Raw genomic sequence first — 14,367 nt, forward strand, 5'->3', positions numbered from 1 at the left:
TAATATCGCTATCAGACGAAAAAAGCGTTCTTTCATTGCCAATGCCGGTTGTGTACTATTATTGGAAACAGCAAGCACACGGTTTGCCAAGCCAAGCAACTATCCATACGTGATATACCCTGAACCCGACAGGTGTAAACGGAGTACCCGATGCCAGACCAACCCTCCTTTCTTAAAGAAGCTCAGCAAATGTTCTCAGTAACTCAGGACAATGCCGAAGCGATGGTAGAACCCCTAGAGCTGGGTAAACGGGTGCGGGAGATACGTCTTAGCCAAAAGCTGACCCTTGAAGAAGCCAGTAAGCTGACCGGGCTGGCCCGCTCGACGCTGTCGAAGATCGAAAATGAACAGATCTCACCCACCTTTACAGCGGTAAATAAATTGGTCAAAGGGTTGGGTATTGATATCCCGCAGCTATTCACTCAACCGAAGAAGAAAACCCCGGGCAGCGGCGGACGGCGTGATATTACCCGTTGCGGTGAAGGCAAACCTCATCCGACGCCCACCTATGAACACGAACTGCTGGCCACCCAGTTATCCAGCAAAAAGATGATCCCGTTCAAAACCACCGTGCGCACCCACTCTTGGGATGAATATGAAGACTGGGTACGGCACGACGGCGAAGAATTTCTCTTTGTGCTGAGTGGCAGCATCATGTTTTACAGCGAGTTTTATGAGCCGATCGAACTGCATACTGGTGATAGCGCCTACTATGACTGTGAGATGGGCCATGCACTGGTTTCAACCAGCCAAAAAGATGCTGAAGTTCTCTGGGTTACCGCTTAACGGCGCCCAGAGTTTAGCGGCATTAATCAACTGTTCTTCTTAGCATCAAGCCTCAGGTTTTACCCTGTAAGCCCCTCAAATAACCCTGCTAATGCCACCAATAACCGCACAAACTCTAGCTACTACAGCCACTGTATTGCTGCTTTAGCCTGGCCCCCACAGAACCTTTGTCACCGAAAATAGCCTGTATACGACATCAACTAGCGTCAATGCGTAACTTTTTATTGCAAAATATTTCCTGTTAGATTAACTTTGTTTCCTATTGGAAACCTATTCTATTACTATAATCTCGATACTAGGGTTTCGTTTAGCGCGCCTCACCAAAGAAGCTTGCTAAAGCGTCAACCGAGCCGTATTGCGATTAACCGCATAATCACTAATGGAGACACTCATGTCTGAACTGAACAAAACACCGCTTTATGATCTGCATCTCGAACTGGGCGGCAAAATGGTCCCTTTTGCAGGCTTTGAAATGCCCGTTCAGTATCCGTTGGGGGTTAAAAAGGAGCATATCCAGACCCGTGAACACGCCGGTCTGTTTGATGTATCTCACATGGGTCAGGTAAAACTCACTGGCGCCAACGCCGCCGCCGAGCTAGAAAAACTGGTTCCCGTCGACATTATTGATCTGCCCGTTGGCAAGCAGCGTTACGCGCTGTTCACCAATGACCAAGGCGGTATTATGGATGATCTGATGGTCACCAATGCCGGTGACTACCTTTATGTAGTGGTTAACGCTGCCTGTAAAGCACAGGACATCGCCCATATGCAGGCGCACCTTGGCGCAGGCGTAGAATTAGAAGTATTGGATGATCGCGCACTGGTTGCCCTGCAAGGGCCAGAAGCCGCTCAAGCACTGTCACGCATCTGCCCTGCAGTGAATGACATGGTCTTTATGGATTCTCGCCAAGTAAGTATCGATGGCGTGGAATGCTTTGTAAGCCGTTCCGGTTATACCGGCGAAGATGGCTATGAGATCTCAATTCCTGCGGCTGAAGCCGAACGTCTGTGCCGTCTGTTTATTGCTCAGCCTGAAGTCGAGTTTATCGGCCTAGGTGCGCGGGACTCACTGCGTCTGGAATCCGGTCTGTGCCTCTATGGTCACGACCTAGATCAAAACACCACACCTATCGAAGGCAGCCTGATCTGGGCGATCAGCAAATGTCGTCGTGCCGATGGTGAACGTGCCGGCGGTTTCCCTGGCGCTGACAAGATCTTTGATCAAATCGCCAACAAAAACTACAGCCGCAAGCGCATCGGCCTGATCGCACAAGGCAAAGCCCCTATCCGTGAAGGCGCAGAACTGCAGAACGCCGATGGCGTTAAAATTGGTGAAGTTACCAGCGGTAGCTTTGGCCCAACCGTGGGTGTTCCAATTGCGATGGGATATGTCGCAACTGAGTATGCCGTACTGGATACAGAAGTATATGCTCTGGTTCGCGGTAAGCAGCTGCCAATGACCGTTGCTAAAACACCGTTTATCGAGCAGCGCTACTACCGCGGCTAAGTGATTAATAACAAGCGCGGTTAATCCCGCGCTTTGCATAACAAGAATAAAGGAACTGCTGATGTCTGTTTATACACCCATCACCCACGAACAACTTGAACGTTACCTGCAGCAATACTCTGTAGGCCAACTGATTGATTTTCAGGGCATTGAGGCCGGTGTTGAAAACACTAACTATTTCGTTACCACCGATGAGGGCCGTTTTGTCCTCACGTTGATCGAATCAGTCAGCCACACACAACTACCCTTTATTCTTGATTATATTGAGCACCTATCACAGAACGGTGTCGCCTGTGCGACACCGATCCATCTGAACAACCAACAGTTGTATGGTCACCTCAATGACCGGCCAGCGGTGTTGATGTCACGTCTAGCGGGTGTGCCATTAGAGCTACCCAATGACCAGCAGGCCAGCATTATCGGTCTAACACTGGCACAGATGCACCGTACTGCCGAATCACTCAAGCCTGAACAAGCTATACATATTCACCAGTGGTGCGTTAACTTGGCTGATAAATTGATGCCTCAGCTAGCGCAAGAGCAGCAGCATATTTTACAGTACAGCCTAAAGGATGCGGAGCAGATCCCTTGGGACACCCTGCCCGGCGGACCGATTCACGGTGATCTGTTTCCAGATAATGCATTGTTTGATGGGGATAAACTCTGTGGCCTGATCGATTTCTATCACGCCTGTTCAGCGCCCTATCTTTACGATCTCTGTATCACCCTGAACGCTTGGTGTTATGACGAGAACAGTGCAACCTATGATTTCAATAAAGCCTTGCTGATACTCGACAGTTATCAGAGCGTTCGCCCACTCAACCACGACGAGCAGCGCAGCTTCAGTGGAATGCTGCAGGTGGCCGCTATGCGTTTCTGGCTGTCCCGTTTACGGGATATTCACTTTCGTAAGGAAGGAGAAGTTGTTACCCGCAAAGATCCCGCGGGTAAGCTGCAACTGCTAAAACTACTCGGCGATAATCAACTACAGATGGCCAGCTGAAGCTATCGATGGCTTGTAAAAAGCACAGACTAAAACGCCGCGACTCAACCGTTAGCCGCGGCGCTTTCATCTCTTATTGCCACTATTGCACCGGCTCAACCCGATAACCGGCTAGCTGCAACTGTTTGATAACCCCCTCATCACCGGCCAGGTGGCCACTGCCCACCAGTACAAACTCGACCGGACGATCACGCAACATCGCCTCAATCTGTGGCAACCAGTGCTGATTTCGGCCCACCAGCAAAGTTTGATATTGCGCAGGCGAATCGCGGCGCATATCGGCCACAATCAGACGTTCCAGATCAGCAAGACTCCCCTTACGCCACGCGGCGACAATATCATCGACAAAGTTCGCTGATTCATCTAACTCATCCAGTGAAAGACGCATGAAGGTTTCTTCATCCCCCGCTCCCATCGTGGCAAGAAAACCGATCTGCTGATCGACGGTTTCCAATCCGCTGACCGGCTTACCCCGCTTAACCGCGCGGGTATGGTAAAAATCATCGATCCCCTGTGCATCAACCCCAATCTGTTTCAGGTTCAGCATCGTTAAGGTAATCACAATCCCAGATGGCCGCAGATCCTTTAACGCCTCGAGGGGCAAACCATACTGCTGCCACACCTTCTCGATACGCTGATACAGCGCCGGCGAAACCCGCTGCGCCAACCCCGAGCCATCGGCATAGCGAACTGCCCGCTGCATACGTTGCTGCACCTCGGCGGTTTGTAGTTGTGCTAGATCCGTTTCAAACACTAAACGATCGGCACGGATAAAGGCCCGATCAAACTCGACCGGCAATGGATAATCACCCTGACGTAAGACATGCACCGTGCCGCCGATATACAGTACGTTATCCCCTGCGCTTACCTTCCAAACACTGCTGCCCGCCATTGCGGTCGTTGTTAGCAGCGCACAACAGAGCGTCAAAAAACCCAGCACGCCTTGTGTTAACCTCATTACACACCTCATTGCATCGCTATAAAATTTTAAACATCGAAGCCTTCGCTATTGGCCTATCATCGTTTATGCAAGATTACCCTCGCCTGAACGCAGAAGCCATCCTCAGATTAATAACCTTAGCCACCGTTCGCTTAATAGACGAGACACAAAAAAACCGGCACAGAGCCGGCTTTTGTTAACGGATTCAGCCTTACTTATTTAAGTAATCTTTATACACCCGTCGAGTAATGCCCGTAAACAGTGTGTACGGGATGGTATCACAGTAGGTTGCCACTTCTGCGGCGGTAACATGCTTGCCCCAGAACTCAACTTCAGTACCGATATCAGCACCTTCAATATCGGTAAGATCGATCCCCAGCATATCCATCGATACCCGACCGATAATACGGCTGCGCTGGCCATTCACCCAAACCGGTGTGCCGTTAACCGCATGACGGGGATAACCATCGGCATATCCCATCGCGACTGTACCCACACGCGTCGGTTTGTCGGCACAAAAGAGGCCAGCATAGCCCACGGTCTCACCGGGCTGAACCTCACGCACAGCAATCACTTTGGAGCTAAGGGTCATCGCCGGAATTAGTTTATCGGCATTCTCCTGAGTCTCTGGGAACGGAGTGGCACCGTATAACATCAAGCCGGGACGCATCCAGTCGCGACGGGCATCAGACCATGCCAGCACCGCCGCCGAGTTAGCCAAACAATGGGGCGCATCGAGACCTTCCGAGGCTTTATTAAACACCGAGAGCTGAGCCTCGGTATCTCCTAGAGCCAACTCATCCGCATTAAAGAAGTGAGTCATCAAGACTATATCAGAGACATTATCCAGTTGCTTCAAGCGCTTAAAGGCTGCTTGATAATCATCTGGATGCACCCCTAAACGGTTCATGCCGGAGTTCATTTTTAACCAGACGGTAATCGGTTTACTAAGCGTCGCCTGAGCAATCTGTTCAATCTGATCCAGGCTGTGCACTGCACACCAGAGGCCATGCTCACTGATATAATCCAGTTCGCTCACCTCAAAATACCCTTCTAGAAGCAATACCGGCTTCTGAATGCCAGCGTCAACCAGCTCGACACCCTCTTCGATACAGGCAACACCAAAAGCATCAGCTTCGGCTTCCAGTGCTCGGGCGACTTCAATCGCCCCGTGGCCATATGCATTCGCCTTAATAATGGCGACCGCGTGGCCCGCACTATTAAGAGAACGTGCTAATCGATAGTTGTGCCGGATAGCATCCAGATCAACCGTAATTTTAGCTGCTCGACTCATGTTAGTTTACCTTACCTTTTGCTCTGGTCTGATAGCGGCCGGCGAAGACCGCTATCAAGGCCGTTAATCTGCGACCTTAAAAAACGACTGTACGGTGACTTATGCCAGCACCATTACCCCTTCAACTTCAATATCTGCATCCTTCGGCAGCGCTTTAACGGCGTAAGCTGCACGGGCAGGATATGGCTGCTCAAAATAACGCGCCATCACTTCATTGACAGTGGCAAAGTTACCCAGATCGGTCAGCAGAATAGTGACCTTAACCAGATCATTCATTGAACCACCCGCCGCTTCAGCAACCGCTTTCAGGTTATCAAACACCTGCACAGCTTGGGCTTCAAAAGACTCGGTGACCATTTCCATAGTCGCTGGTACCAACGGGATCTGACCTGACATGTAAACCGTGTTGTCTACCTTAACCGCCTGAGAGTAAGTACCGATCGCAGAAGGGGCATTTTCAGTCGCAATAATTGTCTTTGTTGTCATGATTAAAATTCCATAAATAAGTAATGTAAGGGCGGCCAACTCATTCATCAGCTGGCCCGATCAGCCTGCTTTTCAGCACCAGAAGCCGCCGATTATAGCCTGTAAAAAAAACTGAGCACAGAGGCATTAAAAAGTGCTGAGGGGGTGCGTAAAAAACCTCTGTGCTCAAAAAATGTTATGCGTTATTTTTGACCATAACGGGCCACTGACAAGCCTTCAGGATCGATATCCGGCTGCTGGCCACTGATCACATCGGCAACGAACTTGCCTGACCCCAGAGACATGGTCCACCCCAAGGTGCCATGACCAGTATTGAGGTACAGATTAGGGTAACGTGTGCCACCGAGTACGGGAGTACCATCCGGTGTCATCGGCCGCAAGCCGGTCCAGAACTCTGCTTTCTCAATATCGCCACCGCCGGGGAATAGGTCACCCACGGTAAACTCGACATTCTTGCGGCGTTTTTCCTGCAACGATGTATCGTAAGAGGTAATCTCCGCCGTGCCGCCGACGCGAATTCGGTCATCGAAACGGGTCACCGCCACTTTATAGGTTTCATCCATGACGGTTGAGACAGGCGCACGAGACTCATCAATAATCGGCAACGTCAGAGAGTAGCCTTTGATCGGATAGACCGGTACAACAACACCGACATTTGCCAGCAGCAGAGTGCTGTAACTACCGAGGCACATCAGGTAGCGATCGGCAGTCATGATGCCTTGTTTGGTTTTCACCCCAACAATGTCACGGTCATCGCTGATCAGACCTTCGATTTCAGTATCAAACTTAAACTCAACGCCGAGCTTCTTACACTCTTCAGCTAAGGCCGTGGTAAATTTGAAGCAATCACCCGTTTCATCACCCGGCAGTCTTAAACCACCGACGATTTTCTCTTGTACATGACCCAGCGCCGGTTCGCGGGCAACACAGCCCTGCCGATCGAGCACTTCATATTTCACGCCGCACTCTTCTAGCACGGCAATATCTTTAGCCGCCGCATCGACCTGCTTCTGGGTACGAAACACCTGTAACGTACCATCCGTCCGGCCTTCATAATCGATATCGATTTCAGAACGCAGATCTTTGAAGCAATCACGACTATACTCAGCTAAGCGCATCATGCGTGCTTTGTTGGTGTGATAAGACGATTCTGTGCAGTTGGCCAGCATTTTGGTCATCCACTTCAGCGTGTTAGCATTCACCTTGGGATTGATCATCAGCGGTGCAAGATCCTGCATCAGCCATTTGATCGCTTTCAGTGGTACCCCAGGAGCAGCCCAAGGCGCAGAATAGCCCGGCGAGATCTGGCCGGCGTTAGCAAAGCTGGTTTCCATCGCTGGACCACTCTGCCGATCAATTATGGTAACCTGATGGCCTTGTTTGGCCAGGTACCAGGCGCTCGCTACGCCAATGACGCCACTACCCAAAATCAAAATTTTCATTAAAGATACCTATCCGTTTTTATATTTATCACCAACAAATGATTCAGCTAGTGTATTGCATCTTTGACAGATTATTTTTTTGTATTTAAACTATTTTCAAATAAATTACCCTACAAATTAACAGCAAAAATAATTTTCACCTCATTTGAGGCTTAAGGGCAAAGCAACGCTATGAACAATAAACAAAAACGCAAGCTGGATAAGATTGACCTGAATATCCTCAAAACCCTGCAGGAAAATGGCCGCATTAGTTATGTCGACCTAGCCGATATCGTTGGTTTAAGTACCACACCCTGCATGGAACGGGTGAAGCGATTAGAGAAAGATGGGCTGATTCAGGGCTACTATGCACGGATCGATCCCCATGCGATGGGCTATGGTATGTTGGTCTTTGTCGAGATATCCCTCTCTTATCAATCCCCCGATGCCTTTCTTAAGTTTAATAAAGCCGTGGTCTCGCTACCCTATGTACTGGAGTGCCATTTGGTCTCGGGTGATGCCGACTTCCTTATTAAGGCACGTATTGCCGATATGTCGGAATACCGTGCATTGCTCGGCGAAATGTTGCTGACCTTGCCGGGCGTTAAAAACTCGAAGAGTTATATCGTGATGGAAGAGGTTAAAGAATCCCTCAGCCTGCCAATCAATCCGGTACAACCAAGAGGTTAACCCTCTTGGTTGACAGCGGAACATGATCACAGCAACACGCGTTCACACTGGCTCGGTCGGCGACACCTGATATCACCTAGGTGATCGCTCAACCCGGCTGATTGCCGATACCAATCAGCCAGTCATGCACCGCTTTGACCCCCGGATTATTCAATGCCCCATGGGCATAAACGATATAGTAGGCACAACGACACTTCTGCTTCGGATAGGGCGCAAATAAACGGCCACGAATAATCTCATCGGTTAACAACGATTCCCGCGCGATGGCCACCCCTAGACCCGATTCCGCCGCCTTAATCGCCATATCACCGCGATTAAAATAGTGTCCCCGATCCGTTTCAATCCCTTTGATACCACTCTCTTGCAACCAATAGCGCCACTCGGAATCCGGCTCGGCATCCGCCCAAGGAGCCGTGTCATGCAGTAACGGTAACCGATTAAGTATTCCGGGTGCCTGCCAATCGATATCACCAAAAAACTCTGGGCTGACCACCGGAAATAGATTTTCATTCATCATCCGCGAATAACTCAAACCCGGGTAGTGGCCAATTCCGTAGTCGATGGCGATATCAAAATCACGGTTATTCAGATCCAGTAAACTCCCTTCCGCTATCGTTTCAATACGGATATCGGGGTAGCGTTTCTGAAAACCGCCCAGCCGTGGAATCAGCCACTTAAACACGAAGGAGGGAATCGAGCGCAAACGCACACTGCCCTCAGGGTCGGAACGTTTAATACGGCTCAAGCAGCTTTCCAGGCTCAGCAATGCAGGCCTGACCGACTCATACAGTTGCGCCCCCCTCGGGGTTAACTCAACTTGTCGGGTTTTACGGGTAAACAGTGCTACGCCGATCTGTTGTTCGAGGTTTTTAATCTGCTGACTGACCGCACCGGGCGTGATCGATAATTCACTCGCAGCCTGGCTAAAACTGTGTAACCGTGCGGCCGCTTCAAAGGTGCGCATAGCGGCGAGAATCTGACTATTAATGTGCATAGGGATGCTTTTTTATTGTCGTTAATATTAGTTTAGTCAAACTAAACTATACAATAGAAATCATCGTTTGTTTAGCCTCACTGAAGACTAGAAAATACCTCCCACTGCGCGATACAAACATAACAAGATGCAGAGCCAACTATGAGCCACCTTATTGATACACCGCTAGGACAAACTCTCACGTCCAGCGAGCCGATGTTATGGTTGAACCCCGACTACAGGGCCGATCTTAGCGCACATAAAAGCGAACTAAGCCGCCATGATATTGACCAAGCCGATCAGCGTCTCAGACGTTTTGCACCGCTATTGCAACAACTCTTTCCTGAACTAGAAGCCCACCAAGGGCTGATCGAATCAAGGCTACAGTCTGCCACCTCACTGCAACAACGGCACTATCCTGAGTTATCAGGCAAGCTAATGATAAAAGCTGATCATGCGCTGCCGGTTGCCGGATCCATCAAGGCCCGTGGCGGTATCCATGAAGTCCTCTGTCATGCCGAACAATTGGCCCTGCAGCATGGCATTATCCAGAGCACTGAAGATGACTATTTAGCCCTGCTCGGTCCCGACGCTACAGCACTATTCAATCGCCATGAGGTCGCTGTTAGCAGTACCGGCAACCTCGGTTTAAGTATAGGCATTATCAGTGCGGCACTGGGTTTCAAATCGGTGGTACATATGTCCATCGAGGCTAAGCAATGGAAAAAACAACGACTGCGTGATCGCGGTGTGACCGTTATCGAACACCGTGATGATTACAGCGCGGCGGTCGATGCGGGACGAAAGGCTTCCAACGCCGATCCCAGCAGTTATTTTGTCGACGATGAAAACTCGCCGCGGCTCTTTCTTGGCTACGCCGTCGCCGCGTTGCGTCTACAACAGCAACTCGCCGAGCAGCAGGTTGTCGTCGATGCTGAACACCCGTTGTTTGTTTATCTACCCTGCGGCGTCGGTGGTGCCCCCGGTGGCATCACCTTCGGCCTTAAGCAGGTATTCGGCCCCGCCGTACACTGCTTCTTTGCCGAACCGGTGGAAGCCCCCTGTGTGTTGGTGGGGATGCAAGCGGAAGATAAGCGTCATCCAGAATCGGTTTATCAGGTCGGCCTCAACGTGGCCACCGAAGCCGATGGGCTGGCGGTGAGCATGGCCTCTGGTTGGGTCTGTTCGATGATGGAAACCATTCTCAGTGGCATCTTTACCGTCACCGATGATGAACTGTTCCGCCACCTCTATCAGCTCAACCAGTGTGAAGGCCTTGAGATCGAGCCTTCCGCTGCTGCGGGTTTTGCCGGGCCACGCTGGTTAAGCCATAGCGATGCGGGTAAGGCTTATCAACAGCAACAACAGTTAACACCGCTTATACACAACGCCACCCACCTACTCTGGACGACTGGTGGCCTGTTTGTACCGCCCCAAGAGATGGAAAAATTCCAGCAGCATGGCGCTCAACTCGCCAGCCTGTAAAGGATACGCTCAGGCCGATCACATTGAGCGCCTGAGTGATGACCGGCTTTAACCATTGCCGGATTTTTTGCAACTAACGCAGCGACTCTTTAAGCCATCGGCTCGACGATTGCTGCGCTAGTTTCACTAAACGATCGCCATAAACGGTCACATACCCAACCGCAGACCATAAGTCTGTCGGCGGGGATAATTACAATAATTAGGGAGTTCATATGGAAGCTATCACATCAATAATCAGCGCGATTAACGGTGTCGTCTGGGGGCCAATGATGTTGGTTCTTATTCTGGGAGTTGGTCTGTTTCTGATGTTGGGTCTGAAGCTGATGCCAATTTTCAAACTGGGAGCCGGCTTTAAACTGCTATGGAGCGGCCGCGCCGCTGATGGCGATGCTGCCAAAGAGGGTGAGATTCCACCCTACCAAGCACTGATGACCGCCCTCTCAGCAACAGTCGGCACCGGTAATATTGCCGGCGTTGCTACCGCGGTTTTCCTCGGTGGACCCGGCGCATTGTTCTGGATGTGGTGTACTGCACTGGTGGGTATGGCGACCAAATACGCAGAAGCGGTTTTAGCGGTTAAATACCGTGAAGTCGATGAAGCGGGCAACCATGTGGGCGGCCCGATGTACTATATCAAAAACGGTCTAGGCGCTAAGTGGGCTTGGCTGGGTACTGCCTTCGCTATTTTTGGTGCCATCGCTGCTTTTGGTATCGGTAACACAGTGCAATCGAACTCCGTTGCCGATGTTATCCAGTCTAACTTTGGACTGAATGTTTGGCTGACCGGTATTATTTTGATGGTACTTGTTGGCGCAGTGCTGATCGGTGGTATCAAGCGTATTGGTAGCGTTGCTGGCGCGCTGGTTCCGGTGATGGCGATTGCCTATCTGGTGGCTGGTTTGATTGTCTTGGCCATCAATGCGGATGCTATCCCCCACGCCTTAAACCTGATCTTCACCTACGCCTTTACTGACAGCGCTGCGGAAGGTGGTTTTGCCGGTGCCGCTATCTGGATGGCGATCCGCTTTGGTGTAGCCCGAGGTATCTTCTCGAATGAAGCGGGCCTTGGTTCTGCTCCTATCGCCCACGCTGCTGCACAAACTAAAGACCCTGTCCGTCAGGGCATGGTAGCGATGCTGGGTACCTTTATCGATACTATCTTGATCTGCACCATCACCGGATTGGTGATCATCACTTCCGGTGAATGGACCTCTGGGGCTTCTGGTGCGGCACTGACCTCAGCCGCCTTCGCACAGGCTCTGCCGGGTGTGGGTAACTACCTGATTGCAGTATCACTGGCGATCTTCGCCTTTACCACCATTATTGGCTGGTCTTTCTACGGCGAGCGCTGTGTTGAGTTTCTATTTGGCCTGAAAGCCATCACCCCTTACCGCATCGCTTGGATTATTGCCGTGCCTCTGGGTGCCGGTGTCAGCCTTGATTTCATCTGGCTGCTGGCGGATACCCTCAACGCAATGATGGCGATTCCAAACCTGATCGCCCTGGCACTGCTCAGCCCAGTCGTCTTCCGACTAACAAGGGAATACTTTGCCAAACAAGCATAACCACTTTTATACCCGTTAATATCTAAGGAGGCTTCGGCCTCCTTTTTACGTCTATACCTTTACTGTGAGAGGCTGGTTACAGCGGTTGCTTGCTAAAGGTTAGATAGGGCAAAGGGGTTGCTCCCGGCTTAAAGCCTAATGACACCTAGCTTCAGTGCTAAAATAGTCTCACCGCAAAATTTTCGCAGCGGTTATTTCCGACTACACTTTAACGGTGGTGTAACGGTACTCTGCAATCATCCAATTAAACTGACAACAGCCCGACCATCTGCCCAATAGGGCCAAGCGAGTACCGCTAACACTGAAGTGTCGACTGTGTGAGGAGCGGAGGTGAAACAAATACCGTTATGGCTAAACAACACTGGATATTACTGCGCGGCTTATGCCGTGAAAGCCGCCACTGGGGTTCATTTCCAGAACAGATGCAACAGCGTTTACCCAACACCCAAGTGAGCTGTATCGATCTACCGGGCAACGGTCAGCGATACCGTCACCCCTGCCCGACCTCGGTGAATGAACTCATCAATGACCTGCACCGGCGCCACCGACCAGAGCAACCCGTGTATCTGCTTGGACTGTCTCTAGGCGGTATGATTGCTTATCACTGGATGCAGGAATATCCCGATGATTTACGCGGTGTAGTACTGATTAACAGCAGCTTATCCGACACCAGCTTCCCCCTGCGCTTGCAGCCCGGAGCCTGGCCAAAAATCATCCGTGCGATGCTCAGCACTGGCTACCCTCGGGAAAAAGCGCTCTTCGATCTCACCTGTGAATCATCCTATGGACGGCAGGAAACACTGTCTTTTTGGCAGATGTATCAGTTGGAATACCCTCTCAGCTTCAGCAATGTGCGACGCCAGCTACAACTGGCCATCCAGTGCGGCCCCCAACCCTATCCGCCTAAAAAACCGGTGCTGTTGCTCAGTAGCGCTAAAGATAAACTGGTCAATCCACACTGTTCAGAACAACTGGCAAACAGCTGGCATATGCCACATATTCAACACCCGAAGGCGGGCCATGATATCCCCCACGATCAGCCCGACTGGCTATTACGTCAGATAACCGAATGGCTCAAAGGTTAGTCGGCTTCGCTGGTTTGAATATGTTGGTTTAACAGTTCCATAAACAGATCTCTGGGTTTATTTAACGGCCCAGAGCGGCGACTGATGGCAGCCACCTGTAAATTATAAAACCGGGTTTCAGGCAGCAACGCCCGCATTCGCCCCTGCGCTACCCACTGCTGGGCAAATTTCTCCGCCAGAAACCCCACATAAACACCGGACAAAATCATGGTCGCCCGGGTTTCATAATAATAGGCTTCGGCCGCTTTATTCATTTCCACTAGCTGCTGATTTGCTTCAGGACTGGTCAACACCCCCGCATGAACCAACTTACATGACTTCAATGCATCATTCAGTTGCTTCTGGTCCTGCTCATTAAATAGCGGATGACGATCACCACAATAGAGCATCGATTTATCTTTATACATTAACAGGAAATCTAGCCCCTCAATATCACGATGGTGGGGAATAAAACCAACATCCGCATCGCCATTGATCACCCGCCGTTCGATCTCTCCAAGGGGCGCGGTATCAAAGCTGATATACACATCCGGTGCCAATGCGGCAAACTCGGCGATCACCTCATCCAGGCCGCATCGCTCATCCAAACTGATCGTATCCGACGTGAGAATCCGCACCTCACCGGTCATCTGCTGATGCAGCGCATTAACGGTGGAGCGAAATTCCGCTAACCGAGAAAATAGCTGCCGGGTTGCGTTATAGATGGTTAAACCTTCCTCAGTTAAAGCAAAACCGGAACGGCCCCGTTGGCAAAGTTTAAGTTTGAGCCGCGCTTCAAGGTTCGACATATGCACCGAAATTGTCGAACGACTGATATTCAACTCCACCTCCGCGGCGGAAAATCCTCCGCACTCAACCACGGTTTTAAAAACCCGTAGTAGGCGGATCTCAAAATCCCCAACCTTCCCCATACTTTGCAGAGCTTTTCCGACCATCTAAGTCTCACCTATTAAGTTTGATAAACACTAAAGTAAGCATTCAATGTTTGTTATTTATAAGACTTTAACACTGGCGCTACTATGACGCCATAAGGCCATTAAGTTAAACCATGACATTGGGTTCTCCTGTTCAAGCAGGCGCTTAATGTTAACGGGTAACGACAACGTTCTATGCTGAGCTGACGTCAGCAACG

13 protein-coding genes are annotated in these 14,367 nt (G+C 50.6%); 7 read left to right on the top strand and 6 right to left on the bottom strand.

Features of this window, described 5'->3' with window-relative positions:
* The first annotated feature begins 150 nt into the window (after positions 1 to 150).
* From ACN0T0_RS10925 to ACN0T0_RS10935, 3 genes are all read left to right on the top strand, one after another.
* Entirely contained in the window at positions 151 to 786 is a 636-nt protein-coding gene (locus ACN0T0_RS10925; RefSeq protein WP_417225983.1) for a helix-turn-helix domain-containing protein, read from the top strand.
* Between the two features lie 391 nt (positions 787 to 1,177).
* Complete coding sequence (gcvT, locus tag ACN0T0_RS10930) at positions 1,178 to 2,293, top strand: glycine cleavage system aminomethyltransferase GcvT (protein WP_417225985.1); 1,116 nt, start codon at positions 1,178 to 1,180, stop codon at positions 2,291 to 2,293.
* Between the two features lie 61 nt (positions 2,294 to 2,354).
* On the top strand, positions 2,355 to 3,296 hold the full coding sequence (locus ACN0T0_RS10935; RefSeq protein ID WP_417225986.1) for a homoserine kinase: 942 nt from the start codon (positions 2,355 to 2,357) through the stop codon (positions 3,294 to 3,296).
* An 82-nt stretch (positions 3,297 to 3,378) separates the two neighbouring features.
* Here ACN0T0_RS10935 and ACN0T0_RS10940 read toward each other — a convergent pair whose 3' ends face one another.
* The 4 genes from ACN0T0_RS10940 to ACN0T0_RS10955 all read right to left on the bottom strand — a co-directional run bounded on the left by ACN0T0_RS10940 (position 3,379) and on the right by ACN0T0_RS10955 (position 7,458).
* Entirely contained in the window at positions 3,379 to 4,254 is an 876-nt protein-coding gene (locus tag ACN0T0_RS10940; RefSeq protein WP_417225987.1) for a TraB/GumN family protein, read from the bottom strand.
* 193 nt (positions 4,255 to 4,447) lie between these two features.
* The gene (gene alr / locus ACN0T0_RS10945) at positions 4,448 to 5,530 is read right to left on the bottom strand and encodes an alanine racemase (protein ID WP_417225988.1); all 1,083 of its coding nucleotides are present in this window, start codon (positions 5,528 to 5,530) and stop codon (positions 4,448 to 4,450) included.
* Between the two features lie 99 nt (positions 5,531 to 5,629).
* A complete protein-coding gene (locus ACN0T0_RS10950) occupies positions 5,630 to 6,016 on the bottom strand; it encodes a RidA family protein (protein WP_417225990.1) in 387 nt (128 codons plus the stop codon).
* 182 nt (positions 6,017 to 6,198) lie between these two features.
* Positions 6,199 to 7,458 (bottom strand): D-amino acid dehydrogenase, encoded by a 1,260-nt coding sequence (locus ACN0T0_RS10955; RefSeq protein WP_417225991.1) that lies wholly within the window; start codon positions 7,456 to 7,458, stop codon positions 6,199 to 6,201.
* 171 nt (positions 7,459 to 7,629) lie between these two features.
* On the opposite strand from ACN0T0_RS10955, the gene ACN0T0_RS10960 reads away from it, so the two are divergent.
* Positions 7,630 to 8,127, top strand: coding sequence for a winged helix-turn-helix transcriptional regulator (locus tag ACN0T0_RS10960; RefSeq protein WP_417225993.1), 498 nt, complete (start codon positions 7,630 to 7,632; stop codon positions 8,125 to 8,127).
* Between the two features lie 88 nt (positions 8,128 to 8,215).
* Here ACN0T0_RS10960 and ACN0T0_RS10965 read toward each other — a convergent pair whose 3' ends face one another.
* Positions 8,216 to 9,121 carry a LysR substrate-binding domain-containing protein gene (locus ACN0T0_RS10965; RefSeq protein WP_417225994.1) on the bottom strand — a complete coding sequence of 302 codons (906 nt, stop codon included), beginning with the start codon at positions 9,119 to 9,121 and terminating at the stop codon, positions 8,216 to 8,218.
* Positions 9,122 to 9,262: 141 nt separating this feature from the next.
* Here ACN0T0_RS10965 and ACN0T0_RS10970 point away from each other — a divergent pair, with 141 nt between their 5' ends.
* The 3 genes from ACN0T0_RS10970 (at position 9,263) to ACN0T0_RS10980 (ending at position 13,235) form a co-directional block, all read left to right on the top strand.
* A complete protein-coding gene (locus tag ACN0T0_RS10970; protein WP_417225995.1) occupies positions 9,263 to 10,585 on the top strand; it encodes a D-serine ammonia-lyase in 1,323 nt (440 codons plus the stop codon).
* A 212-nt stretch (positions 10,586 to 10,797) separates the two neighbouring features.
* Positions 10,798 to 12,150: an alanine/glycine:cation symporter family protein gene (locus ACN0T0_RS10975; protein WP_417225997.1), complete on the top strand. Its 1,353-nt coding sequence runs from the start codon at positions 10,798 to 10,800 to the stop codon at positions 12,148 to 12,150.
* Positions 12,151 to 12,497: 347 nt separating this feature from the next.
* Positions 12,498 to 13,235: an alpha/beta fold hydrolase gene (locus ACN0T0_RS10980; protein ID WP_417225998.1), complete on the top strand. Its 738-nt coding sequence runs from the start codon at positions 12,498 to 12,500 to the stop codon at positions 13,233 to 13,235.
* Here ACN0T0_RS10980 and ACN0T0_RS10985 read toward each other — a convergent pair.
* Positions 13,232 to 14,170 carry a LysR family transcriptional regulator gene (locus ACN0T0_RS10985; protein ID WP_417226000.1) on the bottom strand — a complete coding sequence of 313 codons (939 nt, stop codon included), beginning with the start codon at positions 14,168 to 14,170 and terminating at the stop codon, positions 13,232 to 13,234. The genes ACN0T0_RS10980 and ACN0T0_RS10985 overlap by 4 nt on opposite strands.
* Between the last annotated feature and the right edge of the window lie 197 nt (positions 14,171 to 14,367).

Origin of the sequence: Amphritea sp. (assembly GCF_048266285.1) — a bacterium.
Lineage (GTDB): Bacteria > Pseudomonadota > Gammaproteobacteria > Pseudomonadales > Balneatricaceae > Amphritea.

Bases quoted from the DNA above. Each gene is read 5' to 3' on its own strand.
- ACN0T0_RS10975 (WP_417225997.1), top strand. From the start codon at position 10,798: ATGGAAGCTATCACATCAATAATCAGCGCGATTAACGGTGTCGTCTGG.
- ACN0T0_RS10985 (WP_417226000.1), bottom strand. From the start codon at position 14,170: ATGGTCGGAAAAGCTCTGCAAAGTATGGGGAAGGTTGGGGATTTTGAG.
- ACN0T0_RS10925 (WP_417225983.1), top strand. From the start codon at position 151: ATGCCAGACCAACCCTCCTTTCTTAAAGAAGCTCAGCAAATGTTCTCA.
- ACN0T0_RS10970 (WP_417225995.1), top strand. From the start codon at position 9,263: ATGAGCCACCTTATTGATACACCGCTAGGACAAACTCTCACGTCCAGC.
- ACN0T0_RS10940 (WP_417225987.1), bottom strand. From the start codon at position 4,254: ATGAGGTTAACACAAGGCGTGCTGGGTTTTTTGACGCTCTGTTGTGCG.
- gcvT (WP_417225985.1), top strand. From the start codon at position 1,178: ATGTCTGAACTGAACAAAACACCGCTTTATGATCTGCATCTCGAACTG.
- ACN0T0_RS10955 (WP_417225991.1), bottom strand. From the start codon at position 7,458: ATGAAAATTTTGATTTTGGGTAGTGGCGTCATTGGCGTAGCGAGCGCC.
- ACN0T0_RS10960 (WP_417225993.1), top strand. From the start codon at position 7,630: ATGAACAATAAACAAAAACGCAAGCTGGATAAGATTGACCTGAATATC.
- alr (WP_417225988.1), bottom strand. From the start codon at position 5,530: ATGAGTCGAGCAGCTAAAATTACGGTTGATCTGGATGCTATCCGGCAC.
- ACN0T0_RS10980 (WP_417225998.1), top strand. From the start codon at position 12,498: ATGGCTAAACAACACTGGATATTACTGCGCGGCTTATGCCGTGAAAGC.
- ACN0T0_RS10935 (WP_417225986.1), top strand. From the start codon at position 2,355: ATGTCTGTTTATACACCCATCACCCACGAACAACTTGAACGTTACCTG.
- ACN0T0_RS10950 (WP_417225990.1), bottom strand. From the start codon at position 6,016: ATGACAACAAAGACAATTATTGCGACTGAAAATGCCCCTTCTGCGATC.
- ACN0T0_RS10965 (WP_417225994.1), bottom strand. From the start codon at position 9,121: ATGCACATTAATAGTCAGATTCTCGCCGCTATGCGCACCTTTGAAGCG.